At 71.5% G+C, this 26256-nt stretch carries 23 protein-coding genes; 3 read left to right on the forward strand and 20 right to left on the reverse strand.

The annotated features are described in order from the left end of the window. Positions 1-25: 25 nt before the first annotated feature. From mltG to DEJ34_RS08795, 6 genes are all read right to left on the reverse strand, one after another. Positions 26-1759, reverse strand: coding sequence for an endolytic transglycosylase MltG (mltG, locus tag DEJ34_RS08770; protein ID WP_110910810.1), 1734 nt, complete (start codon positions 1757-1759; stop codon positions 26-28). 70 nt (positions 1760-1829) lie between these two features. Next, the gene (gene ruvX, locus DEJ34_RS08775; RefSeq protein ID WP_110890810.1) at positions 1830-2282 is read right to left on the reverse strand and encodes a Holliday junction resolvase RuvX; all 453 of its coding nucleotides are present in this window, start codon (positions 2280-2282) and stop codon (positions 1830-1832) included. Further along, positions 2282-4939, reverse strand: a complete 2658-nt coding sequence (alaS, locus tag DEJ34_RS08780) for an alanine--tRNA ligase (protein WP_110910809.1) — start codon at positions 4937-4939, stop codon at positions 2282-2284. Before alaS ends, ruvX begins: the two co-directional genes overlap by 1 nt. 146 nt (positions 4940-5085) lie before the next feature. Continuing rightward, positions 5086-5283 (reverse strand): hypothetical protein, encoded by a 198-nt coding sequence (locus DEJ34_RS08785; RefSeq protein WP_110910808.1) that lies wholly within the window; start codon positions 5281-5283, stop codon positions 5086-5088. A 169-nt stretch (positions 5284-5452) separates the two neighbouring features. Further along, positions 5453-6082 carry a 30S ribosomal protein S4 gene (gene rpsD / locus DEJ34_RS08790; protein ID WP_110825077.1) on the reverse strand — a complete coding sequence of 210 codons (630 nt, stop codon included), beginning with the start codon at positions 6080-6082 and terminating at the stop codon, positions 5453-5455. Positions 6083-6366: 284 nt separating this feature from the next. Beyond that, the gene (locus DEJ34_RS08795; RefSeq protein WP_110825078.1) at positions 6367-7728 is read right to left on the reverse strand and encodes a replication-associated recombination protein A; all 1362 of its coding nucleotides are present in this window, start codon (positions 7726-7728) and stop codon (positions 6367-6369) included. Between the two features lie 139 nt (positions 7729-7867). Between DEJ34_RS08795 and DEJ34_RS08800 the strand changes: the two genes are divergently transcribed. Beyond that, positions 7868-8677, forward strand: coding sequence for a peptidylprolyl isomerase (locus DEJ34_RS08800; protein ID WP_110910807.1), 810 nt, complete (start codon positions 7868-7870; stop codon positions 8675-8677). Positions 8678-8790: 113 nt separating this feature from the next. Then, on the forward strand, positions 8791-10023 hold the full coding sequence (locus DEJ34_RS08805; protein ID WP_110825080.1) for a DUF349 domain-containing protein: 1233 nt from the start codon (positions 8791-8793) through the stop codon (positions 10021-10023). A 69-nt stretch (positions 10024-10092) separates the two neighbouring features. On the opposite strand, the gene DEJ34_RS08810 is transcribed toward DEJ34_RS08805, so the two are convergent. The 5 genes from DEJ34_RS08810 to DEJ34_RS08830 all read right to left on the reverse strand — a co-directional run bounded on the left by DEJ34_RS08810 (position 10093) and on the right by DEJ34_RS08830 (position 13514). Continuing rightward, the gene (locus tag DEJ34_RS08810) at positions 10093-11055 is read right to left on the reverse strand and encodes a bifunctional riboflavin kinase/FAD synthetase (RefSeq protein WP_110910806.1); all 963 of its coding nucleotides are present in this window, start codon (positions 11053-11055) and stop codon (positions 10093-10095) included. A 17-nt stretch (positions 11056-11072) separates the two neighbouring features. Beyond that, the gene (locus tag DEJ34_RS08815; RefSeq protein WP_258368216.1) at positions 11073-11597 is read right to left on the reverse strand and encodes a hypothetical protein; all 525 of its coding nucleotides are present in this window, start codon (positions 11595-11597) and stop codon (positions 11073-11075) included. Positions 11598-11678: 81 nt separating this feature from the next. Next, positions 11679-12044, reverse strand: coding sequence for a hypothetical protein (locus DEJ34_RS08820; RefSeq protein WP_110910805.1), 366 nt, complete (start codon positions 12042-12044; stop codon positions 11679-11681). Next, on the reverse strand, positions 12041-12982 hold the full coding sequence (gene truB, locus DEJ34_RS08825; protein WP_110910804.1) for a tRNA pseudouridine(55) synthase TruB: 942 nt from the start codon (positions 12980-12982) through the stop codon (positions 12041-12043). Before truB ends, DEJ34_RS08820 begins: the two co-directional genes overlap by 4 nt. An 85-nt stretch (positions 12983-13067) precedes the next feature. Next, the gene (locus DEJ34_RS08830; RefSeq protein ID WP_110858047.1) at positions 13068-13514 is read right to left on the reverse strand and encodes a hypothetical protein; all 447 of its coding nucleotides are present in this window, start codon (positions 13512-13514) and stop codon (positions 13068-13070) included. 52 nt (positions 13515-13566) lie between these two features. On the opposite strand from DEJ34_RS08830, the gene DEJ34_RS08835 reads away from it, so the two are divergent. Beyond that, entirely contained in the window at positions 13567-14466 is a 900-nt protein-coding gene (locus tag DEJ34_RS08835; protein WP_110825085.1) for an iron-sulfur binding domain-containing protein, read from the forward strand. A gap of 55 nt (positions 14467-14521) precedes the next feature. Here the strand turns inward: DEJ34_RS08835 and rbfA are convergent, their stop codons facing one another. The 9 genes from rbfA to DEJ34_RS08880 form a co-directional block, all read right to left on the reverse strand. Continuing rightward, the gene (gene rbfA, locus DEJ34_RS08840; protein WP_110910803.1) at positions 14522-14998 is read right to left on the reverse strand and encodes a 30S ribosome-binding factor RbfA; all 477 of its coding nucleotides are present in this window, start codon (positions 14996-14998) and stop codon (positions 14522-14524) included. Between the two features lie 75 nt (positions 14999-15073). Then, on the reverse strand, positions 15074-17938 hold the full coding sequence (gene infB, locus DEJ34_RS08845) for a translation initiation factor IF-2 (protein ID WP_110825087.1): 2865 nt from the start codon (positions 17936-17938) through the stop codon (positions 15074-15076). 74 nt (positions 17939-18012) lie between these two features. Next, positions 18013-18387, reverse strand: a complete 375-nt coding sequence (locus DEJ34_RS08850) for a YlxR family protein (protein ID WP_349774998.1) — start codon at positions 18385-18387, stop codon at positions 18013-18015. A 33-nt stretch (positions 18388-18420) separates the two neighbouring features. After that, positions 18421-19416, reverse strand: coding sequence for a transcription termination factor NusA (nusA, locus tag DEJ34_RS08855; RefSeq protein ID WP_110825089.1), 996 nt, complete (start codon positions 19414-19416; stop codon positions 18421-18423). 144 nt (positions 19417-19560) lie between these two features. Beyond that, a complete protein-coding gene (locus DEJ34_RS08860; protein ID WP_110900173.1) occupies positions 19561-21312 on the reverse strand; it encodes a proline--tRNA ligase in 1752 nt (583 codons plus the stop codon). A gap of 101 nt (positions 21313-21413) precedes the next feature. Continuing rightward, positions 21414-22544 (reverse strand): flavodoxin-dependent (E)-4-hydroxy-3-methylbut-2-enyl-diphosphate synthase, encoded by a 1131-nt coding sequence (gene ispG, locus DEJ34_RS08865; protein WP_110910801.1) that lies wholly within the window; start codon positions 22542-22544, stop codon positions 21414-21416. A 66-nt stretch (positions 22545-22610) separates the two neighbouring features. Further along, entirely contained in the window at positions 22611-23267 is a 657-nt protein-coding gene (locus tag DEJ34_RS08870; RefSeq protein ID WP_349774999.1) for a cysteine hydrolase family protein, read from the reverse strand. Continuing rightward, entirely contained in the window at positions 23264-24796 is a 1533-nt protein-coding gene (locus tag DEJ34_RS08875; protein WP_110890817.1) for a purine-cytosine permease family protein, read from the reverse strand. Before DEJ34_RS08875 ends, DEJ34_RS08870 begins: the two co-directional genes overlap by 4 nt. A 37-nt stretch (positions 24797-24833) precedes the next feature. Then, positions 24834-26162, reverse strand: coding sequence for a M50 family metallopeptidase (locus DEJ34_RS08880; RefSeq protein ID WP_181422200.1), 1329 nt, complete (start codon positions 26160-26162; stop codon positions 24834-24836). Positions 26163-26256 lie beyond the last annotated feature (94 nt).

Here is a 26256-nt window from a genome sequence, read left to right on the forward strand (position 1 = left end):
GACGTGCCGTGCGCTGCGGGAGGGACTACTGGTACTCCGGGTGCGCCCGCAGCCAGCTGCGGAAGCGCTCGACCGCGACGAGGTGCTGGTCGTACGTGTCCGAGAACACGGTCTCGCCGGTCTCGAGGTCGACCGTGACGAAGTACAGCCAGTTGCCCGTCGCCTGGTGCACGACCGCGTCGATCGCGATGTCACCGGGGTTCGAGATCGGCGCCGGCGGCAGTCCGTCGTGCTGGTAGGTGTTGTACTCGTTCGACGCGTCCGCACGCTCGGCGTCCGTGGTCGTCACGGTGTGCGTGTTCCCGGTGCCGTAGGCGACGGTCGCGTCGGACTGCAGCCGCATGCCGTCGTCCAGCCGGTTCTGGAACACCCGCGCCACCTTCGGGTAGTCCGCGGCGAGACCGGCCTCCTTCTGCACGAGCGAGGCGAACACCACGACGCGCTCCTGGTCGGCCTCGGCGACGCCGGCCTTCTCGAGCCGCTGCTTCATCGTGTCGACCATGGCCTGGAAGTACTGCTTCGCGGTCCAGTCGGGCTTGATCGGGTAGGTCGCCGGGAACAGCCAGCCCTCGAGGGTCGTGACGCCCGCCGGGAGACCGTACGCCGAGACGTCCTCCGCCGCGGCGGCGACCTCGGCCTTGCTCAGGCCGGCCTTCGAGACCATGCCGGCCTCGATGTCCTGCAGGGCCGTCCCCTCCGGGATGACGAGTGACGGGTCCTCGACGCGGTTCGCCTTGTCCTGCAGCGCCGAGAGCGCGGCCTTCGAGCTCATCTTCTTCTTGAGCGCGTAGGAGCCCGGCTGGAACTGGACCTCGGGCGACGCGAGCAGCAGTTCGTAGAACGCGCTCGAGGTCTTCACCACGCCGCTGCGTTGCAACGTGGCGGCGACGTCCTCGCCGATGTCGCCCTCCTTGATCGTGATGGTCACCTTCGAGGTGCCGTCACCGGTGTAGTCGTCGGTCTCCTTCGCGCCGGAGATCGCGCTCATCACCGCCTTCACCTTCGGTGCGGCGAACGCGTAGGCACCGCCGGCGGCGGCGAGCACCAGCGCGACGATGACGATCCCCGCGATGAGCGGACCCTTGCGACGGGCGGGACGGTCGTCCCGCGGCGGACGGGAGGCTCCCCCGCGCCCGCCCCGTCGGCCGCCGTCGTCCCCGCCCGCGCCACCGCGTCCGGCACCGCCGCGGGGCCCGTCGCCACCGGGTCCGTCGGCACCGCGCCCGTCGCCACCGGATCCGTCGGCACCGGACGCGTCGTCGTCCGTGGCGCCGCTGCCCGTGCCGGTGGACCCGACCGGAGCTGCTGCGACGGTGCGTGCGGCAGGAGCGACGCCGTCGTCGGCGCCGACCCCTTGCCAGGTCCCGCGACGGCGGACCGGGGTCTCGTCGTCCGCCTCGTCGCGCGTTCCTCGACCGGCGGCAGCCGGCACGTGACCGCTGTGCAGGGTGCCGCCGAGCAGGGCGTGCACGTCGGGGTGGACGTCGTCACCCGCCGGGGCGGTGCCGACGCTGCGGCGCGGGCCGGGCCTCCCGGGCTCGCCCGCCGGCTGCTCGGCCGGTGCCGCTGTCGGCTGATCGCGCTGCGTCGCCGCCGACGCGGCCTCCTGTCGCTCTCGTGCCGCACGGGCGGCTCGGCGCGAGAGCGGCGCGTGGCCGCTGCTCTGGCCGGAGCCGTCCGTCGGGGTCCCGGTGCGCTCACGGCGCTCGGCGTCGTTGCCGGTCGCGATGATCGCGTTCCAGTCCAGATCGTCTGCCAACGGTCCTCGGTCTCTCGGTCGGGAACTCCGCGGCTCCGGGCCGCGGGTGCGACGTCGGGAGGGCAGCCGATCAGGGGAGCTCGGCCCCGGGTGGGGCGCCGGATGCGCGCTCGTGGTCGAGCGCATGTTGCAGAATGATAACAGCGGCCGCTTGGTCGATCACGGCGCGCGACTTCTTGGTGTTCTTGCCGGCCTGGTGCAGGCCCCGCTGGGCGGTGACGGTGGAGAGTCGCTCGTCCACGAGCCGGACCGGCCGGTGCGCGGCGATGCGGCCGGCGAAGTCGCGCGCGTCGGCGGTGGAGGCGGTCTCCCCACCCGACATCGACAGCGGGAGCCCGACGACGACCTCGAGCACGTCGTACTCCTCCGCGATCGCCAGGATCCGTCGGAGGTCGGTCGAGTCGTCCCGTCGCACGGTCGCCACCGGGGTCGCGAGCAGACCGTCGCGGTCGCACACCGCGACCCCGATCCGGGCACGGCCGACGTCGACGCCGAGCCGCCGCCCGGAGCGGATCGCCACGATCAGGCCGCGATGCGGTCGGTCACCGCACGGAGCGCAGCGGGGAGGGCCGACGCGTCGGTCCCGCCGCCCTGCGCCAGGTCCGGCTTGCCGCCGCCGCCACCACCGAGCACGCCGGCGGCCTCCTTCGCGAGGGGGCCGGCCTGCACGCCCGCGGCGCGGGCCGCGTCGTTCGTGGCGACGATCACGACGGGCTTCCCGCCGACGACGGCGCCGAGGACCACGACGGCCGCATCCGCGCCGAGCTGACCGCGGACGCCGGTGGCGAGGGAGCGGAGGTCGTCGCTCGACGTCAGCCCCTCGACCACCTGCGCGACGACCGAGACGCTCCCGGCGCGCTGGGCAGTGCGGGCGATCGACGGCACGCGCTGCTGCAGGTTCGCCGACTCGAACTCGGCGATCCGCTTCTGTGCGGTCTTGAGGTCCTCGAGCAGCGCCTGCACGCGGCCCGGCAGGTCGTCACGCTGTGCCTTGAGGGCGCTCGAGAGCTGCGAGACGATCGTCCGCTCCACGGCGAGCTCGCGGAAGCCCTCGAGTCCGACGAGCGCCTCGACGCGGCGGTTCGTCGATCCGACGCTCGCCTCGCCGACGAGGTTGACGAGGCCGACCTGTGCGCTCGACGCGACGTGGATGCCACCGCAGAGCTCGCGGGACCACGGGCCACCGATGTCGACCATGCGGACCTCGGCGCCGTACTTCTCGCCGAACAGCGCCTGCGCGCCGAGTGCCTTCGCCTCGTCGATCGGCAGGATGCGGGTCGACACCTCGAGGTCGGAGCGGATCGCCGTGTTCACGACCTCCTCGATCTCGGAGCGGGTCTCGAGCGACACCGGCTGGCTCCAGGAGAAGTCCAGGCGCATGTAGCCGGCCTTGTTGTACGAGCCGGCCTGGAGCGCCTCCGGACCGAGCACGTCCCGGAGCGCCGCGTTCACGAGGTGCGTCGCCGAGTGCGCCTGCGTCGCGCCGCGGCGGTACTCGGCGTCCACGACCGTGGTGGCGGGGTCGCCCACGCCGACCTCGCCCGAACGCACCTGCACCGTGTGGCTCCACAGCCCGGAGACCGGGCGCTGCACGTCGAGGACCTCGAGGTCGAACCCGTTGCCGACGATCGAGCCCTGGTCGGCGTCCTGCCCACCGGACTCGGCGTACAGCGACGTCTCGCCCAGGATGACCTCGGCGATGTCCCCGGCGACCGCGCGGTCGACGCTGCGCCCGTCGACGATGAGGCCGAGCACGCGGCTCTCGGCCTGGAGGGCGTCGTAGCCGAGGAACACGGTCTCACCCGCGGCCCGGAAGGCGCTGTAGACGCTGAGGTCCGCGAGCGCGGTCTTCTTGCTCTTGGCGTCGGCCTTCGCGCGGGCACGCTGCTCCGACATGAGCGTCTCGAAGGCGGAGCGGTCGACGTGGACGCCGGCCTCCTCCGCCATCTCCATGGTCAGGTCGATGGGGAACCCGAAGGTGTCGTGCAGCAGGAACGCGGTGTCGCCGCCGATCGCCTGCCGGCCGTCCTGCTTGGCTCGGTCGACCGCGACGTCGAGGATCGTCGTGCCCTGTGCGAGCGTGCGGAGGAAGGTCTCCTCCTCGGCGTAGGCGATGCGGGCGATGCGGTCGTACTGCTCACCGACCTCCGGGTAGGCGTCGCGCATGGCGTCGCGGGAGGCCGGGAAGAGCTGCGGGAAGGTCGCGCCCTCGACGCCGAGCAGGCGCATCGCACGGACCGTGCGACGGAGCAGCCGACGGAGGATGTACCCGCGGCCCTCGTTCGACGGCGTGACGCCGTCGGTGATGAGCATGAGCGCCGACCGCACGTGGTCCGCGACGATGCGCATCCGGACGTCGTCCTCGTGGTCGGCACCGTAGCGCCGTCCGGAGACCTCGGCAGCCTTGTCGAGCACCGGGCGGACCTGGTCGATCTCGTACATGTTGTCGACGCCCTGCTTGATGAAGGCGACGCGCTCGAGCCCCATGCCGGTGTCGATGTTCTTGCTCGGCAGCTCGCCGGTGATCTCGAAGTCGACCTTCGACCGCACGTCGGCGATCTGGTACTGCATGAAGACCAGGTTCCAGATCTCGACGTAGCGGTCGTCGTCGGTGGCCGGACCGCCGTCGACGCCGTACTCGGGACCGCGGTCGAAGAAGATCTCCGAGCAGGGCCCGGCCGGCCCGGGCTGGCCGGTGGACCAGTAGTTCGTGTCCTTGCCGAGCTTCTGGATGCGGTCGTCGGGCAGCGTCGAGTGGCGCTTCCAGAACGCGATCGCCTCGTCGTCCTCCTCGTACACGGTCACCCAGAGGTCGTCGGCGGAGAACCCGAGCCCGCCGTCGGACTCCGGGTCCGTCAGGAACTGCCAGGCGTACTGGATCGCCTGCTCCTTGAAGTAGTCCCCGAACGAGAAGTTGCCGTTCATCTGGAAGAACGTGCCGTGCCGGGGGGTCTTGCCGACCTCTTCGATGTCGTTCGTGCGGATGCACTTCTGCACGCTCGTGGCACGGGGGTACGGCGCCGGGATGAGCCCGGTCAGGTACGGGATGAACGGCACCATGCCGGCCACCGTGAACAGCAGCGACGGGTCGTCCGAGACGAGCGACGCGGACGGGACGACGGTGTGGCCGCGGTCACCGAAGAACTGGAGCCAACGGCGGCGGATCTCTGCGGTCTGCATGGTGCTTCCTGTAGGGCGTGTGGCGGGGACGGGAGGCTCGGGGCCGGTGGAACGGGACCGCGCGTCCTGAGGGGACGGTGCGGCTGAGGGGACGGTGCGGCTGAGGGGACGGTGCGGCTGGTGGGACGGTGCGGTGGAGTGGGCTGTCAGCCGTCGACGCCGTGGCCGGTGGGACGCAGCTCGGCCTCGCGCGAGCGGTACCCCTCGGCCACGGCGCCCGTGAAGGCCTTCGCCCGGGCGTCGACCTGGGCGAGGAGGTGCGCGGCGGAGGGCGTTCGGCTGACGCGCTGTGCGGCGACGAACCCGATGACCACGCCGACGGCGACGAAGAACAGCTGCTTCACGGTGCCTCCCTCTCGCGCACGCCGGAGCGCGCGTCCGACAAGCGTATCGCGGCACCCCGACGGCCCGGGTCCCGCGACGGCACGGTCTGCGCGCCCGCGGGGCCCGGGAACGCAGAACGGCGGGCCGCCCTCCGGAGAGGACGACCCGCCGTTGCCACCGACGCTGGGGTCAGCGGGCTGCGTAGTACTCGACGACGAGCTGCACTTCACAGGTCACGGGGACCTCGGCGCGCTTCGGACGACGGACCAGGCGGGCCTGGAGCTTGTCGATCTCGACGTCCAGGTAGCCCGGGACCTTCGGGAGGACTTCCTGGTGACCACCGGCAGCGGCGACCTGGAAGGGCTCGAGCGACTCGGAGCGCTGCTTGACGTGGATCAGCTGGCCCTCCTTGACGCGGAAGGAGGGGCGGTCCACGAGCTTGCCGTCGACGAGGATGTGACGGTGCACGATCAGCTGGCGGGCCTGCGCGGTCGTCCGGGCGAAGCCGGCACGGAGCACGAGGGCGTCCAGGCGGGTCTCGAGGAGCTCGACGAGGTTCTCACCGGTCAGACCGGCCGACTTGCGGGCCTCTTCGAAGACGATGCGGAGCTGCTTCTCGCGGATGCCGTACTGGGCGCGCAGACGCTGCTTCTCACGGAGGCGGACGGCGTAGTCGCTGTCCGCACGACGGCGCGTACGGCCGTGCTCACCGGGCCCGTAGGGGCGCTTCTCGAGGTAACGGGCCGCCTTCGGCGTCAGCGGGATGCCGAGCGCGCGCGAGAGGCGGGTCTTGCTGCGGGTGCGGGACTTGGTAGACACAGGGTCCTTTTCTCTGTACTGAACTGAAGATGCCACGGGTCTCGGAGCGCGCACGCACCAACGGACCCCGTGACGGGATCCAGAGGGATGAGCCTGTGGGATCGGACGGCTACAGTCCGAACCTCTGCCCCCGTGCCAGGCTGTTGGACCACACGAGGTGGTCCGACCACTCCGGCACTGTGTCCTCGACGCAGCCGCACGCGAGGACCAGGACGTAGGCCCGTCAAGGATAACAGCACGACGGCCCCGCGCACAGCCTCCATCCGGTGTCGGCGCGTCGGCGTTCAGTCGCCGCGGATGATGCCGCGCAGGCGGTCGAGCCGGGGGCCGATCTCGCGCTCGAAACCGTTCGCCGTCGGTGTGTAGTACTCGGTGCCGTCGATGGCGTCCGGCAGGTACTGCTGGGTGGCGACGCCGTGCTCGGCGTCGTGCGAGTACACGTACCCCTTGCCGTGCCCGAGCCGCTTCGCCCCGGCGTAGTGCGCGTCCCGGAGGTGGTTCGGCACGACGCCCATCCGCCCGGCCTTGACGTCGGCGATCGCCTGGTTCACACCGTTGTACGCCGCGTTCGACTTCGGCGCGGTCGCGAGGTAGACGACGGCCTCGGCGAGCGGGATCCGCCCCTCCGGCATGCCGATCAGCTGCACGGCCTGCGCCGCGGCGACCGCGATCGGCAGGGCCTGCGGATCGGCCATGCCGATGTCCTCCGACGCCGAGATGATGATCCGGCGGGCGATGAACCGCGGGTCCTCCCCCGCCTCGATCATCCGGGCGAGGTAGTGCAGTGCGGCGTCGACGTCGCTCCCCCGCACCGACTTGATGAACGCGCTGATGACGTCGTAGTGCTCGTCGCCGGCCCGGTCGTAGCGGAGCAGTGCGCGGTCGACCGCGGCCGCGACCGTCTCGGCGTCCACGACCGGTGCCGTGCCGTCCTCGCGCTCGTCGTCGTCCTGGCCGGCGACCGCCGACGCCGCGGCTGCCTCGAGCGCGGTCAGGGCCCGGCGGGCGTCCCCCGACGCGAGCCGGACGATCGCGGCGCGGGCTTCGTCGCCGAGGACCACGGCGCCGCCGAGGCCGCGTGCGTCCTCCACCGCGCGGTCCACGAGCATGCCCAGGTCGGCGTCGGTCAACGGCTTCAGGGTGAGCAGGAGCGACCGGGACAGGAGCGGCGAGATGACGGAGAAGGACGGGTTCTCGGTCGTCGCGGCGATGAGGATGACCCAGCCGTTCTCGACACCGGGCAACAGGGCGTCCTGCTGCGCCTTGCTGAAGCGGTGGATCTCGTCGAGGAACAGCACCGTCGTCGAGCCGTAGAGGTCCCGGTGCGCGAGGGCCTTCTCCATGACCTCGCGCACGTCCTTGACGCCGGCGGTCACGGCGGAGAGCTCGACGAACTCACGGCCGGACTGCCGGGCGATCGCCTGCGCGAGGGTCGTCTTGCCGGTGCCCGGGGGACCCCAGAGGATCACGGAGACCCCGCCCGGGTGCTCCCGCGTGCCCGTCGCCAGCTGCACGAGCGGGGACCCGCGACCGAGCAGGTGCTGCTGTCCCGCCACCTCGTCCAGGCTCGTCGGACGCATGCGGACCGCCAGCGGCACGGAACCCTGCGCGAGACCGGCCCGCCCACCCGTCGTCGGCGCGTTCATCCCCGAGCGGTCTGGTGCCATGCCTCGATGGTAGGCGTCCGCACCGACGTGCTCGCCACCGCACGGCACCGACCCGGGCCCGAGGGGGTGACCCGGTACGCTCGCAACCGACACCGCGACGAGAGGTCAGAAGAGCACCGTGGCACCGAAGAACCAGAGCCGTGAAGCCCGCGAGCGACTCCGTCTCTACCAGGCCAGACAGGGCCTCCACGAGCGTCAGCGACGTCGTCGGGTCCGCGACGACGTCGTCTGGGCCGGGGCCCTCGTGCTGGTCGCCGCGCTCGCGACCGGTTCCCAGTTGGTGTACGCGGCGACGCAGGACGACGACCGCGCCACCGCGTCGGCCAGCGCGACCGGCACCGCCACCCCCACGCCGTCACCCAGCGCGACCGCGGCGGGCACCGGTGACGTGCCGAGCAAGGACATCGCGGAGGGGTCGACCTGGACCGGCTCCCTGACGCTCAACGACGACGTCCGGCTCGGCATCGAGCTCGACGGCGCAGCGGCACCGCAGGCCACCAGCGTCGAGATCGACCTCATCCGCAAGCGGTTCTACCAGGGCACGACGTGCCACCGCCTCGCCGACAGCGACGACTTCCACTTCCTGCAGTGCGGGTCCGCGAACGGGGACGGCACGGGGGACGCCGGCTTCCAGTACGGTCCGCTCGAGAACGTGCCCGAGGACGGCCGGTACGCGGCGGGCACCATCGCCATCGCCCGCGGGTCGTCGCCCGCGTCACAGACCACGCAGTTCTTCATCGTGACGGACGACACCACGCTCGACCCCTCGTCGGGTGGGTACACGGTCGTCGGGAAGGTCACGAGCGGCCTGTCGGACCTCGTGTCGCAGGTGACGTCGAAGGGCATCGCGGACCCCGGCGCCGACGGCTCCGGGAAGCCGGAGGTGCCGACGGAGATCACCGGCGCCACGATTGCCCGGGAGAAGTAGTCCACGGCGAAAGCGCACACGCCCGTCGCATGGCCCGACCGTGCAATAGGCTGACGACCTGACCGTGCCGACGGCGACGTCGGTGATGCACGACCACGATCGAGGCGAGACCTGTGGCATCTGACGAAGCAACGACCTGGGGCAGGGTCGACGAGAGCGGGACGGTCTACGTCCGGTACGAGGACTCGGAACGGGTCGTCGGCGAGTACCCGGACGCGTCCGCCGAGGAAGCCCTCGCCTACTTCGCCCGGAAGTACGCCGATCTCGAGGGCCAGGTGAAGATCGCCGAGCAGCGCGTCAAGGGCGGCGCGTCGGCCGGTGACGTCGCCCGCACCGTCGAGCACCTGCGGAGCCTGGTGGCGGACGCGCGGGTTGTCGGGGACATCAAGTCGCTCGAGGACCGCATCGGCGCACTCACCGACCAGGTGGGCTCCCTGACCAAGGAGCAGGCCGCGCAGGCGCAGCAGGCCCTGACCGAGGCGCTCGCGTACCGCACCGCGCTGGTGGAGGAGGCCGAGGCACTCGCCGCGGTCGACCCCGCCCGGGCGCAGTGGAAGCAGGTGACCGCGCAGCTCGACGACGTCTTCGCCCGCTGGCAGCAGCACCAGCACGACGGCCCGCGCATCCCGAAGAACGACGCGAACGACCTGTGGAAGCGGTTCCGGACCGCGCGCTCGACGGTCGACCAGCACCGACGCGCCTTCTACTCGGAGCTGGACTCGCAGCACCGCGATGCCCGAGCCCGCAAGCAGGAACTCGTGCAGCAGGCCGAAGCGCTCGCACCGCGCGGCTCGGACGCGATCCCCGCGTACCGCCAGCTGCTCGACGAGTGGAAGGGTGCCGGGCGCGCCGGCAAGCGTCACGACGACGCGCTCTGGGCTCGCTTCAAGGCCGCCGGCGACGTCCTCTTCGAACAGCGGCACGCCGAGGCGTCCGCCGAGAACGAGGAGTACTCGGCGAACCTCGAGGCGAAGCTGGCGTTGCTCACCGAGGCAGAACCGATCCTGCAGATGCAGGACCGCGCTGCGGCACGCAAGGCGCTGACGGACGTCCAGCGTCGCTGGGACGAGATCGGCCGCGTCCCGCGCGCCGACGTCCGCCGCGTCGAGGACCGCATCCGCGCGGTGGAGGACCACGTCCGTGGCCTCGAGGACCAGCACTGGAAGCAGTCCGACCCGGAGCGCAAGGCACGGCAGACCGGGCTCGCGAGCCAGCTCGAGGGCGCGATCGCGAAGCTCGAGGGCGAGCTCGCCGACGCCGAGGCGAGCGGGGACGCGCGCCGGATCAAGGACGCACGCGAAGCGCTCGACGCCCGCAAGATCTGGCTCGACGCGCTGGGCGGCTGAGCGCTCGACCGACGACGGACGGATGCCCCGTGGCCGATCGGCCACGGGGCATCCGTCTGTCACGTCCCGTCAGGCGGAGACGGGCATGCCCAGCAACGCCCGGATGTCGAGGTCGTCCTGGCGCATCTGCGCGGCGAGCTCGTCCATCCCGCCGAAGGCGACCATCCCGCGGACGTAGGCGACGAACAGCACCGAGATCGTCTCGTCGTACAGGTCGATGTCCACGTCGAGCAGGTGCGCCTCGATCTGCTTCTCCGGGACGCCCTCGAACGTCGGGTTGTTGCCGACCGACACGGCGGCCGGGTACGTCACTCCGTCGTGCACCACGCGCGCGGCGTACACCCCGTCGGCCGGGACGAATCCCTCGCAGTGCGGGTCGAGGTTCGCGGTGGGGTAGCCCATCTCGCGCCCTCGCTGGTTGCCCCGCACGACCGTGCTCCGGACGGCGTGCTCGCGGCCGAGCAACCGTGCGGCCTCGGCGACGCGACCGACGCCGAGGAGTTCGCGGATCCAGGTGGAGGACACGCGTCGCTCCCCCGCCGGACGGACGTCGTCGACCAGGCCGACGTCGTCGATGAGCTCGACGAGGAACCCGTGCCGCTCACCGAGCTCCCGGAGCAGGGCGACGTCCCCGGCACCGTGTGCCCCGAACCGGAAGTCGCTCCCGACGAACACCAGACGCGCGTGCAGCGTGCCCACGAGGATCTCCGAGACGAACGACTCGGCGGACTTCGCCTGCAGTTCGGGGTCGAACCGGAGCAGGAGGGTGGCGTCGACGCCGACGTCCGCGAGGAGTTCGCGCCGCTGTGCGGTGCTCGTCAGCGCGGGCGGCACCCGCTGCGGATCGATCACGTTGAGCGGGTGCTGGTCGAAGGTGACGACGGTCGAGGTGAGACCGCGCGCGCGGGCCGCCTGCTCGAGGTGGGCGATCACGGCGCGGTGCCCGACGTGCACACCGTCGAACTTGCCGATGGTGACGGCACTCGGGCCGAAGTCCGTCGGCACGGCTGCCGGGTCGTCGTAGAACTGCATGCTGGCGTCCCTCCCCGTCACTCGGCGGACCCGAGGTGCTGGTCCGCGGCGGCCGCTGCGGGCGTCGTGCCGCGCTCGACGGCTGCGCGGTGGTGCTTCCGGAGCCACCACAGGCCCGCGATCGGCAGCACGAGCGGCGCGAACGCGTACCCCATGCCGTAGTAGGACCAGATCGTCAGGTCCGGGAACAGCTGGCGGTCGAGCAGCGAGAGCGTCCCGACGACGAGCACGCCGGTCATCTCGAAGACGATGGTCACGCAGGCGACCCGGTACCAGGTCCGGCCGGGCACGATGAGGGCGACCAAGGCGAGGATGTAGACCACGGCGGCGATCGCGCTCAGCGTGTACGAGAACGGCGCGAAGGAGAAGTCCTCCGCGATCTGCACGACGCTCCGACCGGTGGCGGCCAGGGCGAGGATGCCGTAGACCGCGATGAGGACCCGGCCGACACCGGTGGCCAACGAGGACACCCTCGGTGCCGAGGTGCGCTCGGCCGCGGTGCTCGCCGAGGAGGATCCACCCGCAGAGGACTTGGTCGCCATTGCACCGATCCTACCGACCACCCGGGACACCCGGGCACGGTGACGCGGGGAGCACGGCCGTCGCGTGCAGCACCGTTCCCGTCAGTTCAGCGCGAACCAGATCTGGTACATCCGGTACACCATGACCGCGGCGGTGAACGCGCCGGCGCCGAGCACGACGGTGCTCCAGCGCGTGCGGTCGATGAGGGCCCAGACGATGGTGGCGGGCGGTACCAGGACCACCGAGACGGCGTAGACCCAGAACTCGAGCACGTTGCCCTGCGGCGGGTTGCCGACGGCCGGGGCGATGAGCGCCACCACGAGCTGGACCAGGAGCAGGAGCTCGACGAGGGCCAGTGCGCCGACGGTGGCGTCGTCCGGCTTCCGGCCGACGAGGCCGAGGACGACGGCCGCCGCCCCGATGACGCAGGCGATCGCGAACTGCACCCACATGAACCACTCGATCACGCGTTCGCTCCTGCCGCTGTGGGGAAGTTCGTGATGACGCGGAGCTGTCCGCGGCGGACGGCGACGAGCCCGACGAGTCGGTCCCCACCGGTGGCGATGGCGGCCACGGGTCCCTCCGAGTCCGGGTGCTCGACGCTGATCCGCTTGCCGTCACCCAGGTCCTTCGCCTGGTGCCCGTCCAGCTGCACGACCGGGAAGAGTCGCCGTGCCACGTCCGCCGGTCGGGCGAGCGCCCCGTGGACGTCCACGGCGTCGTCCTCGAGGTCGACGGCGTCGTCGACCGTGAAGGGACCGACGACGGTCCGACGGAGCGCGGTGAGGTGTGCGCCGGTGCCGAGCGTGACGCCGACGTCACGGGCGAGTGCCCGGATGTAGGTGCCGGACGAGCAGGACACGACGACGTCGAGGTCGATGACGGGGACGTCGGCTCCGTCGACCGACACGACCCGGTCGACCCGGCCGAGGACCTCGAACCGGTCGACGGTCACGCGCCGGGCGCGGAGTGTGACCGCTTCACCCTTGCGGGCCAGGTCGTAGGCCCGGCGCCCGTCGACCTTGATGGCGCTGACGGTGGACGGGACCTGGTCGATCGGACCGCGGAGCGCGGCGATGGCGGCCTCGATCGCCTGGTCCGAGACGCTGTCCGCAGCCGCACCGACTGACGACACCGGCTCGCCGTCGGCGTCGTCCGAGTCGGTGCCGACACCGAGCCGGATCGTCGCCGTGTAGGTCTTGCCGAGTCCGACCAGGTGCGTCAGGAGCCGGGTGGAGGGGCCGACGCCGAGCAGGAGCAGCCCGGTCGCCATCGGGTCGAGGGTGCCTGCGTGGCCGATCTTCTTGAGGCCGAGTCGTCGGCGGGCGATCGAGACCACGCGGTGGCTCGAGATGCCCTGCGGCTTGTCGACGAGGATGATGCCGTCGGGCGGGGTCACGAGCACCGCAGCAGCGTAGCAGCGGGACCGCCCGCCGTCGCGTCCGCTCGGCCCGACGTGCGACCCGGACGGCCCACCGGTCGCGGCGGTCTCAGCAGGCGTCGTTCCACTCGCGGCGCGGGTGCTCGGGGTCGGTCACGTCGAGCACGGCCGATGCGGCGATCTTCACGTCCGCTCGGCGCTCGAGCCGCCCGGCCTCCTGCTCCACCCAGAGGGACCAGCGCCACAGCGACCGTGTCCCCGGCGCGAGGAGCCCGGCTCCGTGCACGACGAGCACGCCGTCGCCCGCGCCGGTGGTCCGGAACGGGGTCACGAGGTCGGCGCGGAGCGTGTCGGCGTCGGTCGAGGGAGCAGCGGCCGCCATCGCGTGCACGCCGTGCCGCTCGAAGCCGGCGACGAGTGCAGCCGCCACACGTTCGAGGTCGAGGCCGTCCTGTCCGTCGACGGCGACGACGGTGCGGTTCGTCCCGACCTGCGCGATCACCTCGCTCGCGATCGCGGCCATGGTGTCGGTCTCCTGCGGTGCCCAGCGTGCCATGCCACCACCGTAGGCTGTCGTGGTGAACGCGGGCCGAGCCTCCAGTCCGTCGGTGGACGACACCGGCCTCCACACGCGATCCGCCTTCCTGTCCCCCGTGCTCGACTGGTTCCGCCGGGAGGCGCGCGACCTGCCCTGGCGGCGGCCCGGGTTCCCGGCATGGGGCACGCTGGTGAGCGAGGTCATGCTGCAGCAGACGCAGGTCGCCCGCGTCGTCCCCCGGCTGGAGGCGTGGCTCACGCGCTGGCCGACCCCCGCGGACCTCGCGGCGTCGCCGCCCGCGGAGGCCGTACGGGCCTGGGACCGGCTCGGGTACCCGCGCCGTGCGCTGGCGCTGCACGCGGCGGCCACCGCCATCGCGGAACGACACGGGAACGTCGTGCCGCGGGACGTCGACGAGCTCCTGGCCCTGCCCGGCATCGGCGACTACACGGCCCGCGCGGTCGCGGTGTTCGCGTACGGCGACCGGCACCCTGTCGTGGACGTGAACGTGCGGCGGGTGCTCGCCCGGGCCGTGCTCGGGCAGGGCGAGCCCGGACCGGCCAAGGCGAAGCAGGACCTGCCGCTCATGGAGTCCGTGCTCCCGGTCGAGCGCGACGCCGCGGCCGCCACGAACGCGGCCGTCATGGAACTCGGGGCGCTCGTCTGCGTCGCCCGAGCGCCGGCGTGCGACGCGTGCCCGATCGCCGACCGCTGCGCCTGGCGGGCCGCCGGGTACCCGGACCACGACGGCCCACGCGCACCGAAGCAGGCGCGCTTCGCCGGCAGCGACCGTCAGGTGCGGGGCCTGCTCATGGCGGAACTGCGCGCCAGCGACGTGCCGGTCACGACGGACGAGATCGCGCTGGTCTGGCCGGACGCCGAGCAGCGGGACCGGGCGCTCGCCTCGCTGCTGCGCGACGGACTGGCCGAGGGCGACGATGCCGAGGGCTACCGGCTACCACGTGGCTGAGACGCACGGAGCGCCCGCCACCGACCGGTGACGGGCGCTCCGCGTGCCGATGCGGTCAGCTCCGGGCAGCGTCCGACGCCTCGTCGTCCGACGCGTCGTCGTCCTCGTCCTCGTCCTCGTCGTGCTTGTACGGGTCGGCCTCGCCGGCGTACGTGGCGCCGACCGCCGCGGCCTTGACCTGCTGGTCGCGCATCTGCGCCTGCGCGAGCAGGTCCTCGAGGTGCGCCGAGGTGTCGGGCAGGGCGTCGGCGATGAAGTCGAGCGACGGCGTCAGCCGGGCCGTGATGTTCTTGCCGACCTCGGTCCGGAGCATGCCGGTCGCGGCCTTGAGCGCGGCGGCCGAGTCGGCACGCTCCTCGTCGGTGCCGTACACCGTGTAGAAGACGGACGCGTGCTGCAGGTCACCGGTCACGCGGACGTCGGTGATGGTGACGAAGCCGAGTCGCGGGTCCCGCAGGCCCTTGTCGAGCCGACGAGCGACGACTTCCTTGATGCGGTCCGCCATCTTGCGTGCGCGCTGCGGATCAGCCATGGGTTCCTCCTTGCGGAACGGGGTGAGGCCCCGCCCCTCCGGTCGGAGAGGCGGGGCCCAGGGTACTCAGTGCGATCAGTCGCGCGGCTTCTCGACGAGCTCGGTGGTCTCGATCTCGTCGCCGACCTGGATGTCGTTGAACTTGCCCAGACCGATACCGGCTTCGAAGTCCGTCCGGACCTCGGTGACGTCGTCCTTGAAGCGACGCAGGGACTCGATGGCGAGCCCGTCCGCGACCACAACGCCGTCACGGATGACGCGCGCCTTGGCGTTGCGCGTGATCGTGCCGGACCGGACGATGACACCGGCGATGTTGCCGAACTTGGAGGAACGGAACACCTCGCGGATCTCCGCCACACCCGACTGGACCTCCTCGTACTCGGGCTTGAGCATGCCCTTGAGCGAGTTCTCGATGTCCTCGAGTGCGTTGTAGATGACCGAGTAGAAGCGCACGTCGATGCCTTCACGGGCAGCGCGCTCGCGGGCCTTGACGTCCGGACGGACGTTGAAGCCGACGACGATCGCGTTGTCGATCGTGGCGAGGTCGATGTCCGACTCCGTGATCGCACCCACACCGCGGTGCAGGATGCGCAGCTGGACACTGTCGTCCACCTCGATGTCGAGGAGCGACTGCTCGAGTGCCTCGACGGCACCGGAGACGTCACCCTTGATGATGAGGTTGAGCGAGTCGACCTTGCCCTCTTCGAGTGCACGGGTGAAGTCCTCGAGCGAGATGCGCTTGCGGGCCTTGGCCAGCTGGGCGTTGCGCTGTGCGGCTTCACGCTTCTCGGCGATCTGACGAGCGGTGCGGTCGTCCTCGGTGACGAGGAACGTGTCACCGGCGCGCGGCACCGACGACAGACCCTGCACCTGGACCGGACGGGCCGGCGTCGCGGCGTCGACCGCGTTGCCGTTCTCGTCCGCCATCGCCCGGACGCGGCCGTACGCCGTGCCGGCGACGATCGCGTCACCGACGTGCAGCGTGCCGGACTGGATGAGGACGGTCGCCACCGCACCGCGGCCCTTGTCGAGCCGTGCTTCGATCGCGACGCCTCGGGCGTCCTTGTCGGGGTTGGCACGCAGGTCGAGCCCGGCGTCAGCGGTCAGCAGCACCGCGTCCAGGAGGTCCTGGATGCCGATGTTGTTGCGCGCGGAGACGTCGACGAACATGACGTCGCCGCCGTACTCCTCGGCCACCAGGTTGTACTCGGTGAGCTGCTGGCGGACCTTCGCCGGGTTGGCGCCGTCCTTGTCGATCTTGTTGACCGCGACCACGATCGGCACACCGGCGGACTGCGCGTGGTTCAGCGCCTCGATCGTCTGCGGCATGATGCCGTCGTCCGCCGCGACCACGAGGATCGCGATGTCCGTCACCTGGGCACCACGGGCACGCATGGCCGTGAAGGCCTCGTGACCCGGGGTGTCGATGAAGGTGATCGGGCGCTCGATGCCCTCGTGCTCGGTGACGATCTGGTACGCACCGATGTGCTGCGTGATGCCGCCGGCTTCGCCCTCGACGACCTTCGAGTTCCGGATCGCGTCGAGCAGTCGGGTCTTACCGTGGTCGACGTGACCCATGACGGTGACGACCGGGGGACGCTGCTGCAGGACGGAGTCGTCCTCGTCGGCGTACTCGGCGTCGATGTCGATGTCGAAGCCCTCGAGGAGCTCCTTGTCCTCGTCCTCGGGCGAGACGACCTGGATCTTGTAGCCGAGCTCCTCGCCGAGGACCTCGAAGGTGGCCTCGTCCAGGGACTCGGTCGCGGTCGCCATCTCACCGAGGTGGAACAGCACCGTCACCAGGTTGCCGGGGCTCGCGTCGATCTTGTCCGCGAAGTCCGAGATGCTCGCACCGCGACGGAGGCGGATGACCGTGTTGCCGTCACCGCGCGGGACCTGCACGCCGCCGAGCGACGGCGCCTGCCGCATCTCGTACTCGGCGCGCTTCGTCCGCTTCGACTTGCGGGCACGGCTCTTGCCGCCACCACGACCGAACGCACCAGCGGTACCACCGCCGGGGCCACGACCACGGCCGCCACCACCTGCGGGGCGCGGACCCGTGAACGCGGGACGGGCGAAGCCGCCACCGGCGCCGGCACCGGCACCACCGGGACGGTTGAACCCGCCACCGGCGCCACCACGACCGCCACCGCCCTGACCCGGGCGCTGCCCGAAGCCGTTCGGTCGGTTGTTCTGGCCGGGACCGCCGGGACGCGGGGCACCCGGGCGGGGCGCACCGGGACGCGGCGGCTGGGGACGGGGGATGCCGTTCCCGCCACCCGCACCGGCGGCCGGGCGCTGGCCCATGCCCTGGTTCGAGGCGAAGGGGTTGTTGCCGGGGCGCGGCGGACGTGCGCCCATGCCCTGGCTCGACGCGTAGGGGTTGTTGCCGGGACGCGCGCCGGGCTTCGGGCCACCCGGCTTCGGGGCGGCACCGGAGGGCTTCGAGGCGCCGGGCTTCACGGCGTCGCTCGGCCCGGAGTCCTTCGGGGCGTCACCGCCCTGCTGGCCCTTCTGCTCGGCGGCCTTCTGCTCCGCGGCGGCCTTGCGGGCGGCCTCGGCCTCGGCCTGGCGCTGCGCGACCGACTTCGGTGCAGCGGGCACCGGCGCGCCGTCGACGGCGGGGGCAGCGGGTGCTGCCTCGACGACGGGCTCGGGCTCGGGGGCGGGTGCCGGACGCTTCGGGCCGGGCTTGGGGCCACCGGGCTTCGGGGCACCGGAACGCGGTGCCGCGGGGGCCTTGGCGGCGGGGGCTGCGGGCGTCGACGACGCGGACGCGCCCTCGGCCTGCAGGGCTGCACGGAGCTTCCGTGCGACGGGGGGCTCGATGCTCGAGCTCGGGCCCTTGACGAACTCGCCGAGCTGCTTGAGCTTCTCGAGTGCGGTCTTGCTGTCGACGCCGAGCTCGCTTGCGATCTCGTGTACGCGTGGTTTAGCCACTGTTCTCCTTCACGGGTCCCACCCCGTCAAGGGGCAGGACTCACTGGATGACGGGTCTCATTTCGAGCCGCTCATCAGTTGTCCATAAGCCGTTCAGCCTGTTCTGTCATGTCCGGGTGCTCGGGTTCCGTGCCGTTCGGGCTCTGCAGCCCGGCGAGGTACTCGCGCACCGCGGACGTGTCGGGATCACGCTCCAGCCGGAGCGCACGGCGGAATGCCCTGCGCTTGACGGCCAGTTCGTACGCTTCGACGGTCGGTGTGAGCCATGCCCCCCGGCCCGGCATGACTGCCTTCGGATCCGCCACGACGGAACCGTCGCTCAGGGCGACGACTCGGAGGAGGGAGGATCGGGGTGCACGACGACGACTGCCGATGCACGTTCTGACGGCGTCCACTCTACTCCTTGACTCCGACGACCGCGATCCGGCGCGCCCGAGGCCTCTCGCCACGAGCGAACCGGACCGCGTCGATGGGGATGTCGCTCAGTCGTCGCCGTCGAGGATCGAGTCCGGCTGGATGTCGATCCGGGCGCCGGTGAGCTTCGCGGCGAGGCGGGCGTTCTGCCCTTCCTTGCCGATGGCGAGCGACAGCTGGTAGTCCGGCACGAGGGCCCGGACGGCCTTGGTCGAGGCGTCGAGCACGAACGCGCTCGTCACCTTCGCCGGCGACAGGGCGCTCGCGACGAAGGTCGAGAGGTCCGAGGACCAGTCGACGATGTCGATCTTCTCGGCGCCGAGCTCGTTGGTGACCGAGCGCACGCGGGCTCCGAGCTCGCCGATGCAGGCCCCCTTGGCGTTGACCCCGGGCTCGTTCGCCTTCACCGCCATCTTCGTGCGGTGTCCGGCCTCGCGTGCCAGGGACGTGATTTCCACGACGCCCGACGCGATCTCGGGGACCTCGAGTGCGAAGAGCTTGCGCACGAGGCCCGGGTGCGTGCGGGACACGGTGATCTGCGGACCCTTGTTGCCGCGGCCGACGCTCGTCACGTACACACGGAGTCGCATGCCGTGCGTGTAGGTCTCCCCCGGGACCTGTTCCTCCGGGGGCAGGATCGCCTCGACGGTGCCGAGGTCGACCATGACCATCTTCGGGTTCGGGCCCTGCTGCACGATACCGGCGACGATGTCGCCCTCCTTGCCGCGGAACTCGCCGAGGATCTTGTCGTCGCCGATGTCGCGGAGACGCTGGTTGATGACCTGCTTGGCCGCGAAGGCCGCGATCCGACCGAAGTCGCTCGGCTGGTCCACGGACTCGCCGATGACGTTGTCGTCCTCGTCACGTTCGGGGACGAACACCGAGACCTCGCCGGACTTCCGGTCGAGCTCGACACGGGCCTGGGCGTCGACGGGTTCGTCGTTCTCGGCGCGGTGCTTCTGGTAGGCGGTCAGGATGGCAGATTCGATGATCTGGACGAGCTCGTCGAACGGGATCTCCCGTTCACGCTCCATGAGTCGCAGGACTGCGAGGTCGATCTTCACCGAGGTGCCTCCGTATTCAGATGAGTCGCTCCCGCGGATGGGACCACGCGGAAGCCGTCGTCGATCGTACCGCAGGAACGACGCAAGGCCCGTGGCGCTTCCGCCACGGGCCTTGCGCCGGACACCCGGCTCGACGCCGGGCACTCAGATCGCGCGCACGGCCTCCAGCAGGTCCGCGACGGGGACCTCCCGGCGGTCGCCGGTCGCCCGGTCCCAGAGTTCGACGATGCCGTCGGCGGCGTTCCGGCCCGCGACGACGACGACCGGCATGCCGAGCAGCTCGGCGTCCCGGAGCTTCACGCCGGGCGAGACCTTCGGGCGGTCGTCGTACACGACCTCGTACCGTTCCGCCTCGAGCTGCGCGACGATCGACTCGGCCAGGTCGAACGCGGTCGCGTCCTTGCCGGTCGCGACGACGTGCACGTCGAACGGTGCGACGTGCTTCGGCCAGGCCAGGCCCTTCTCGTCGTTGTGCGCCTCGGCCAGGATCGCCAGGATGCGCGTCACGCCGATGCCGTACGAGCCCATCGTGACGGTGGCGAGCTTGCCGTTCTCGTCCTGCACCTTGAGACCGAGCGCCTCGGCGTACTTGCGCCCGAGCTGGAAGACGTGGCCGATCTCCATGCCGCGGGCGGTCTCGAGCGGGCCGGAACCGTCGGGGGCCGGGTCGCCGGCGCGGACGTCGGACACCTCGGCGACACCGTCGGCGACGAAGTCACGCCCGGCGACGAGACCGGAGACGTGCACACCGCGCTCGTTCGCGCCCGTGACCCAGCTCGTGCCGTCGACCACGCGCGGGTCGACGAAGTAGCGCAGGCCGGTCGCGCTGTCGGCGCCGAGGACCTGCGGGCCGATGTAGCCCTTCACCAGGCCGCGGTGCTTCCGGAAGTCGTCGTCACCGGCGGCCTCGACCTCGGCCGGGGCGAACGCGACCTCGGCGCGCTTGAGGTCGACGTCGCGGTCCCCGGGGAGTCCGACGACCACGACCTCGCGCGTGCCGTCCAGGTGCGTCAGTGCGAGCACGACGTTCTTCAGCGTGTCCGCCGCGGTCCAGGGCGCACCGGCACGCGGGGCGACCTCGTTGGCGTGCGCGACGAGCGACTCGATCGTCGGGGTGTCCGCCGCGGGCAGGAGCACGGGCTCCGGGAGCCCCTCGGTCGACCGCGCCTCGGGCACCGGCGTCACGTAGGCCTCGACGTTGGCCGCGTAGCCACCGGCGCTCCGGACGAACGTGTCCTCGCCGACCGCGATCGGGTGCAGGAACTCCTCGGACTTCGACCCGCCCATCGCGCCGGCGTCCGCCTTCACGATGACGTACTCGAGGCCGAGCCGGGTGAAGATCCGCTCGTAGGCGTCGCGCATCACCTGGTAGCTGCGCTCCAGGCCGGCGTCGTCGAGGTCGAACGAGTACGCGTCCTTCATGGTGAACTCGCGCCCACGCAGCAGACCGGCGCGGGGCCGGGCCTCGTCGCGGTACTTGTCCTGGATCTGGAACAGCGTGACCGGCAGGTCCTTGTAGGAGGAGTACAGGTCCTTCACCAGGAGCGCGAACATCTCCTCGTGCGTGGGCGCGAGGAGGTAGTCGGAGCCCTTGCGGTCCTGCAGTCGGAACATGCCGTCGCCGTACTCGGTCCAGCGGTTCGTCGCCTCGTAGGGCTCGCGCGGCAGCAGCGCCGGCAGCAGGACCTCCTGCGCCCCGGCGGCGACCATCTCGTCGCGGATGATGCCCTCGATCTTCGCGCGGACCTTCAGGCCCAGCGGCAGCCAGGCGAAGATGCCCGGCGACTGGCGGCGGACGTAGCCGGCGCGGACGAGCAGCTTGTGGCTCGTCACCTCGGCGTCGGAGGGGTCGTCGCGGAGCGTGCGGAGGAAGAGGTGAGAGAGCCGTGTGACCACGCCGCAAGCCTAGCGGCGCGCGGTCGCGGTCCGCCGCGCCTGTGGACGGGAGGCTCCCCCGCCGCCGGTTCCGGGCCGTGCGTCCGGAACGGGGCCAGGACCTAGGAGGTGACGACGAGCGGCTTGCCGGTGCCCGCCGCCGGTCCCATCTCCGCGGCGAGGCGGTTCGCCTCGTCGATGAGGGTCGCGACGATCTCGGCCTCGGGGACGGTCTTGATGACCTGGCCCTTCACGAAGATCTGCCCCTTGCCGTTGCCGGAGGCGACACCGAGGTCGGCCTCGCGTGCCTCGCCCGGACCGTTCACGACGCACCCCATGACGGCGACGCGGAGCGGGACGGTCATGCCCTCGAGCCCGGACGTGACGTCGTTCGCGAGCTGGTAGACGTCCACCTGCGCACGGCCACAGCTCGGGCAGGAGACGATCTCGAGCTTGCGCTCGCGGAGGTTGAGCGACTGCAGGATCTGCAGCCCGACCTTCACCTCCTGCGCGGGCGGAGCCGACAGCGACACGCGGATGGTGTCACCGATGCCCTCGCCGAGCAGGATGCCGAACGCGGTGGCGCTCTTGATCGTGCCCTGGAACTCCGGGCCGGCCTCGGTCACGCCGAGGTGCAGCGGCCAGTCGCCGCGCTCAGCGAGCTGCCGGTACGCCTTCACCATGATGATCGGGTCGTTGTGCTTGACCGAGATCTTGAAGTCGTGGAAGTCGTGCTCCTCGAACAGACTGGCCTCCCACACGGCGGACTCGACGAGCGCCTCCGGCGTGGCCTTCCCGTACTTCTGCAGCAGGCTCGGCTCGAGCGACCCGGCGTTGACGCCGATCCGCAGGCTCACACCCGCGTCCTTCGCGGCCTTGGCGATCGCGCCGACCTGGTCGTCGAACTTCCGGATGTTGCCCGGGTTCACGCGCACCGCGGCACACCCGGCGTCGATGGCCTGGAAGACGTACTTGGGCTGGAAGTGGATGTCCGCGATCATCGGGATCTGCGACTTCTTCGCGATGATCGGCAGAGCGTCAGCGTCGTCCTGGCTCGGCACGGCCACGCGGACGATGTCGCACCCGGACGCGGTGAGTTCGGCGATCTGCTGGAGGGTCGCGTTGATGTTCGTGGTCGGCGTCGTGGTCATCGACTGCACGGACACCGGGGCGTCACCACCGACCAGGACCTTGCCGACCCGGATCTGCCGGGACTTGCGACGCGGGGCCAGGGTTTCGGGGGCCTTCGGCATTCCGAGGTTCACTGCGGGCACGGTGGGAACTCTACGCGCTCGTCCACGGAACGCGGTGCGGCCTGCTCACAGGGAGTCGACGACGGTGACGAGCGGGGCGTACAGGCGCATCGCGTCGAGCGCGCGGGCGTGGTCGTCGTCGCTCGCGCCGGCGCACGCCTCGGCCACGACCGTGACGCGGACGCCGGCGTCGGCCGCAGCGAGCGCGGTCGACAGCACACAGCAGTCCGTGGAGACCCCGGTGAGCACGAGGTGCGGCTGCTCCCCCGTCACCCGTCGGAGGCCCGTCCCCCACTTCCCGAAGGTCGGCACGGTGACGACCGGGGCGCCACCCGCCGCGAGTGCCGCGAACGGCTCCGTGAGCGCGTACAACGGGTCGGCGTCGGGCACGAGGGCGAAGGGCCAGGCGCGGTAGTACGGCTGCCACGCGCCGGACGGGTGCTCCGGGGCGACGAACCGGGTGAGCACCGTGCGGTCGCGGAAGCGCGGGAGGAGCCGCTCGACCGCCGCGGACGCCTCGGCGTACCGCGGTGCCGCCCAGGGGCTGGCACCCGTGAAGACGTGCTGCATGTCGATGACGACGAGCCACGCGTCGGCGGTGTCGGGTGCGTCAGACGTGCGCGGTGCGTCGGGCGTGTGCGGTGCGTCGGGCCTGCCCGTTGCGTCGGCGGCGTCCGGACCGTCGGGAGGGGATGCGTCCGCGCGTGCCGGTCCGGCCGTCACGGGCGCAGCTCGTCCGCGGGGACGCGGGACACCGGCTCGGTGACGGGCAGCGCCTCCTGGCGGCGGATCGCGCGTCGGCCGAGCAACACGGTCCCGAGGAACCCGACGAGCAGCGCGACGAGGACGCCGAGGTTCGCGTAGGCCCAGGCACCGTCACGTCCCCCGAGGCCGAACGGGCCGAGCAGGAAGCCCTGCCAGTTGAGCCAGGCCGGGACGCCGTAGGTGTTCGTGACGAGCCCCCACCCGAGCACGGTGCCGACGACCACCAGCGCGATCGCGGTCCAGCGGACGTCGCCGTAGCGGCCGCGCGGGGTGTCGAGCTCGTCCTCCGCGTACGCCCGCCGCCGGAGCAGCACGTCTGCGACGAACACACCGCACCAGGCTGCGACGGGCACACCGAGCGTCACGAGGAAGGCCTGGAACGGCTGGATGAAGCTCGTCGCGAAGAACACCACGTAGACCGCGCCCGCGATCATGAACACCCCGTCGACGCCCGCCGCGACCGGTCGAGGGATCCGCACACCCGCGCTGAGCAGGGCGAGACCCGACGAGTAGATGTCGAGGACGGCACCACCGACGAGACCGAGGATCGCGACCACCGCGAAGGGGACGAGGAACCAGACCGGCAGCAGGGTCGTCAGCGCGCCGATCGGGTCGGCACCGATCGCGGCGTCCAGGTCCGTCGACGAGCCGGCGAGCATGACGCCGATGACGACGAGGACCGCGGGGGCCAGCGCGCCACCGAACGTCGTCCAGCCGACGACGCCGCGCGTCGAGGCGGACCGCGGCAGGTACCGGGAGTAGTCGGCGGCCGCGTTCACCCAGCCGAGCCCGAAGCCGGTCATCACGAGCACCAGGGCGCCGATGACGTTCTGGGCGCTGCCGGACGGCAGGTCGGCGAGGGTCCCGAGGTCGATCGACGGCGCGGCCAACACCACGTAGACCACCGTCAGCACCGCGGTGACCACCGTGATCCACGTCTGCAGGCGCATGATCACGTCGAACCCGGCGATCCCCGCCCCGATGACGAGTGCCGCGACCACCACCAGGGCGACCGCCTTCGTGACGACGCCGTCGTCCCACCCGAGCTCGCGGAACACCGTGGACGTCGCGAGGACCGCCAGCGAGGCGAGGGCGGTCTCCCACCCGACAGTGAGGACCCAGCTGAGGAAGGACGGCAACCGGTTGCCCCGGACGCCGAACGCCGCGCGGCTCAGCACCATCGTCGGGGCGGACCCGCGCTTGCCGGCGATCGCGACGATGCCACAGAGCAGGAACGAGAACACGACGCCGATGACCGACACCACCGTCGCCTGCGCGAGCGAGATGCCGAAGCCGAGGACGAACGAGCCGTAGGCCAGTCCGAGCACCGAGATGTTCGCGGCGAACCACGGCCAGAAGAGACCGCGGGGACGGCCCTTGCGCTCGGCCTCACCGATGACGTCGGTGCCCTGCTGTTCGACGGTCCGGGTCCGCCCGGCGGTCGACGCCTTCGACGGCTCCGGTCGGGCGACGGGTTCTGCGCTCATGCGCGCCAGCGTAGTGGTCCGACGCGCGGCTCCGGCGCTACCCGAACAGGTCCACCGGTCGGACCAGGTCGGCGTAGATGAGCAGCGCGCTCATGCCGGCGAGCAGGACGACCACGACCATCGTGAGCGGCATCGTCTTCGCCAGGTCGATCGGCCCCGGGTCGGCCTTGCCGAACAGCCGGAAGGCACGACGCTTGGCCGCTTCCCAGATGGCGCCGGCGATGTGGCCGCCGTCCAGCGGGAGCAGCGGCACCATGTTCAGCACGAACAGCCCGATGTTGAGCGAGGCCAGCAGCCCCAGGATCGTGTACACCTTGTCGACCACGGGCACGCCGCTCATCGAGGACACCGTGCCGATCGCCCGGCCGACGCCGACGACCGACACCGGACTGTCCTGCGAGCGTTCCTGCGCCCCGAACGCGGCGTTCCAGACGGCGACGAGCCGCTGCGGCAGGTCGACGATGAGGTGCGCCGAGGCAGCGATCTGTGCGCCGGTCGCGGGGAGCACCGCGGCGGGCGACTGCCGGACGAGCGTCTGTCCGATGCTCACCCCGACGACGCCGACGCGCTCGGTCTTCGTGGTCCCGTCGCTGTCCTTCGCGACCGACCCGTCCTCCGTGTACACATCGCGGGTGGCGAGCTGCGGGGTGACTTGCAGGGTGCGCTCGGTGCCGTCCCGCTCGACGACCACGGTGACCTGCTCGCCCGCGGAGCGCTGGAAGAGGTCGGAGACCTGGGTGATCGTGGGGTTGCGTCGGCCGTCGACGGCGACCACCACGTCGCCCGCGCGGATGCCGGCCTCCTTCGCCGGGGACACCGCGTCGCCGTCGGCGCAGGTCGTCCGGGCACTCGTGGGCAGGACGCAGTCGACACTCGAGGTGAACGTCGTGGTCGGTGCACCGAAGCCGACGAGCAGCACCCCGAACAGCAGGATCCCGATCACCAGGTTCATCGCCGGCCCGGCGACCATCACGATGATCCGCTTCCAGGGGGTGAGCCGGTAGAAGGCCCGGGAGTCGTCGCCGCCGGACTCCGCGATCTGCTCGGCACTCGCGGCCCGGGCGTCCTGCACGAACGCCGAGTACATGCCCGTGTTCGTGATCTCCCGTCCGGAGGCACGCGGCTTGAGCATGCCGACCATGGAGATGTACCCGCCGAGCAGGATCGGCCGGATGCCGTACTCGGTCTCACCGCGCCGGAAGGACCAGATCGCCTTGCCGAACCCGAGCGAGTACTGGGTCACCTTGACGTTGAAGAGCTTCGCGAAGGCCAGGTGGCCGAGCTCGTGGAGGCCGATCGACACCAGCAGCCCGATGACGAAGACGACGACGCCGAGGACGAAGAGCAGGACGGTTCCGACGGTCACCGGGAAAGGGTACGGGACGCTCGCCATGACGAAAGCCGTGAGCGACCTGGGTGGTGCTGCGTGCCTCCCGGTCGGAGCGACCGACGGGAGGCCC

This window comes from Curtobacterium sp. MCPF17_050 (assembly GCF_003224435.2).
Lineage (GTDB): Bacteria > Actinomycetota > Actinomycetes > Actinomycetales > Microbacteriaceae > Curtobacterium.

Coding starts and splice junctions, on each gene's coding strand:
- DEJ34_RS08810 (WP_110910806.1), bottom strand. CDS start 11,055: ATGCAGTTCTACGACGACCCGGCAGCCGTGCCGACGGACTTCGGCCCG.
- ispG (WP_110910801.1), bottom strand. CDS start 22,544: ATGCCGAAGGCCCCCGAAACCCTGGCCCCGCGTCGCAAGTCCCGGCAG.
- DEJ34_RS08875 (WP_110890817.1), bottom strand. CDS start 24,796: ATGAGCGCAGAACCCGTCGCCCGACCGGAGCCGTCGAAGGCGTCGACC.
- DEJ34_RS08795 (WP_110825078.1), bottom strand. CDS start 7,728: ATGAACGCGCCGACGACGGGTGGGCGGGCCGGTCTCGCGCAGGGTTCC.
- rbfA (WP_110910803.1), bottom strand. CDS start 14,998: ATGGCTGATCCGCAGCGCGCACGCAAGATGGCGGACCGCATCAAGGAA.
- alaS (WP_110910809.1), bottom strand. CDS start 4,939: ATGCAGACCGCAGAGATCCGCCGCCGTTGGCTCCAGTTCTTCGGTGAC.
- DEJ34_RS08815 (WP_258368216.1), bottom strand. CDS start 11,597: ATGGCGACCAAGTCCTCTGCGGGTGGATCCTCCTCGGCGAGCACCGCG.
- DEJ34_RS08830 (WP_110858047.1), bottom strand. CDS start 13,514: ATGGCACGCTGGGCACCGCAGGAGACCGACACCATGGCCGCGATCGCG.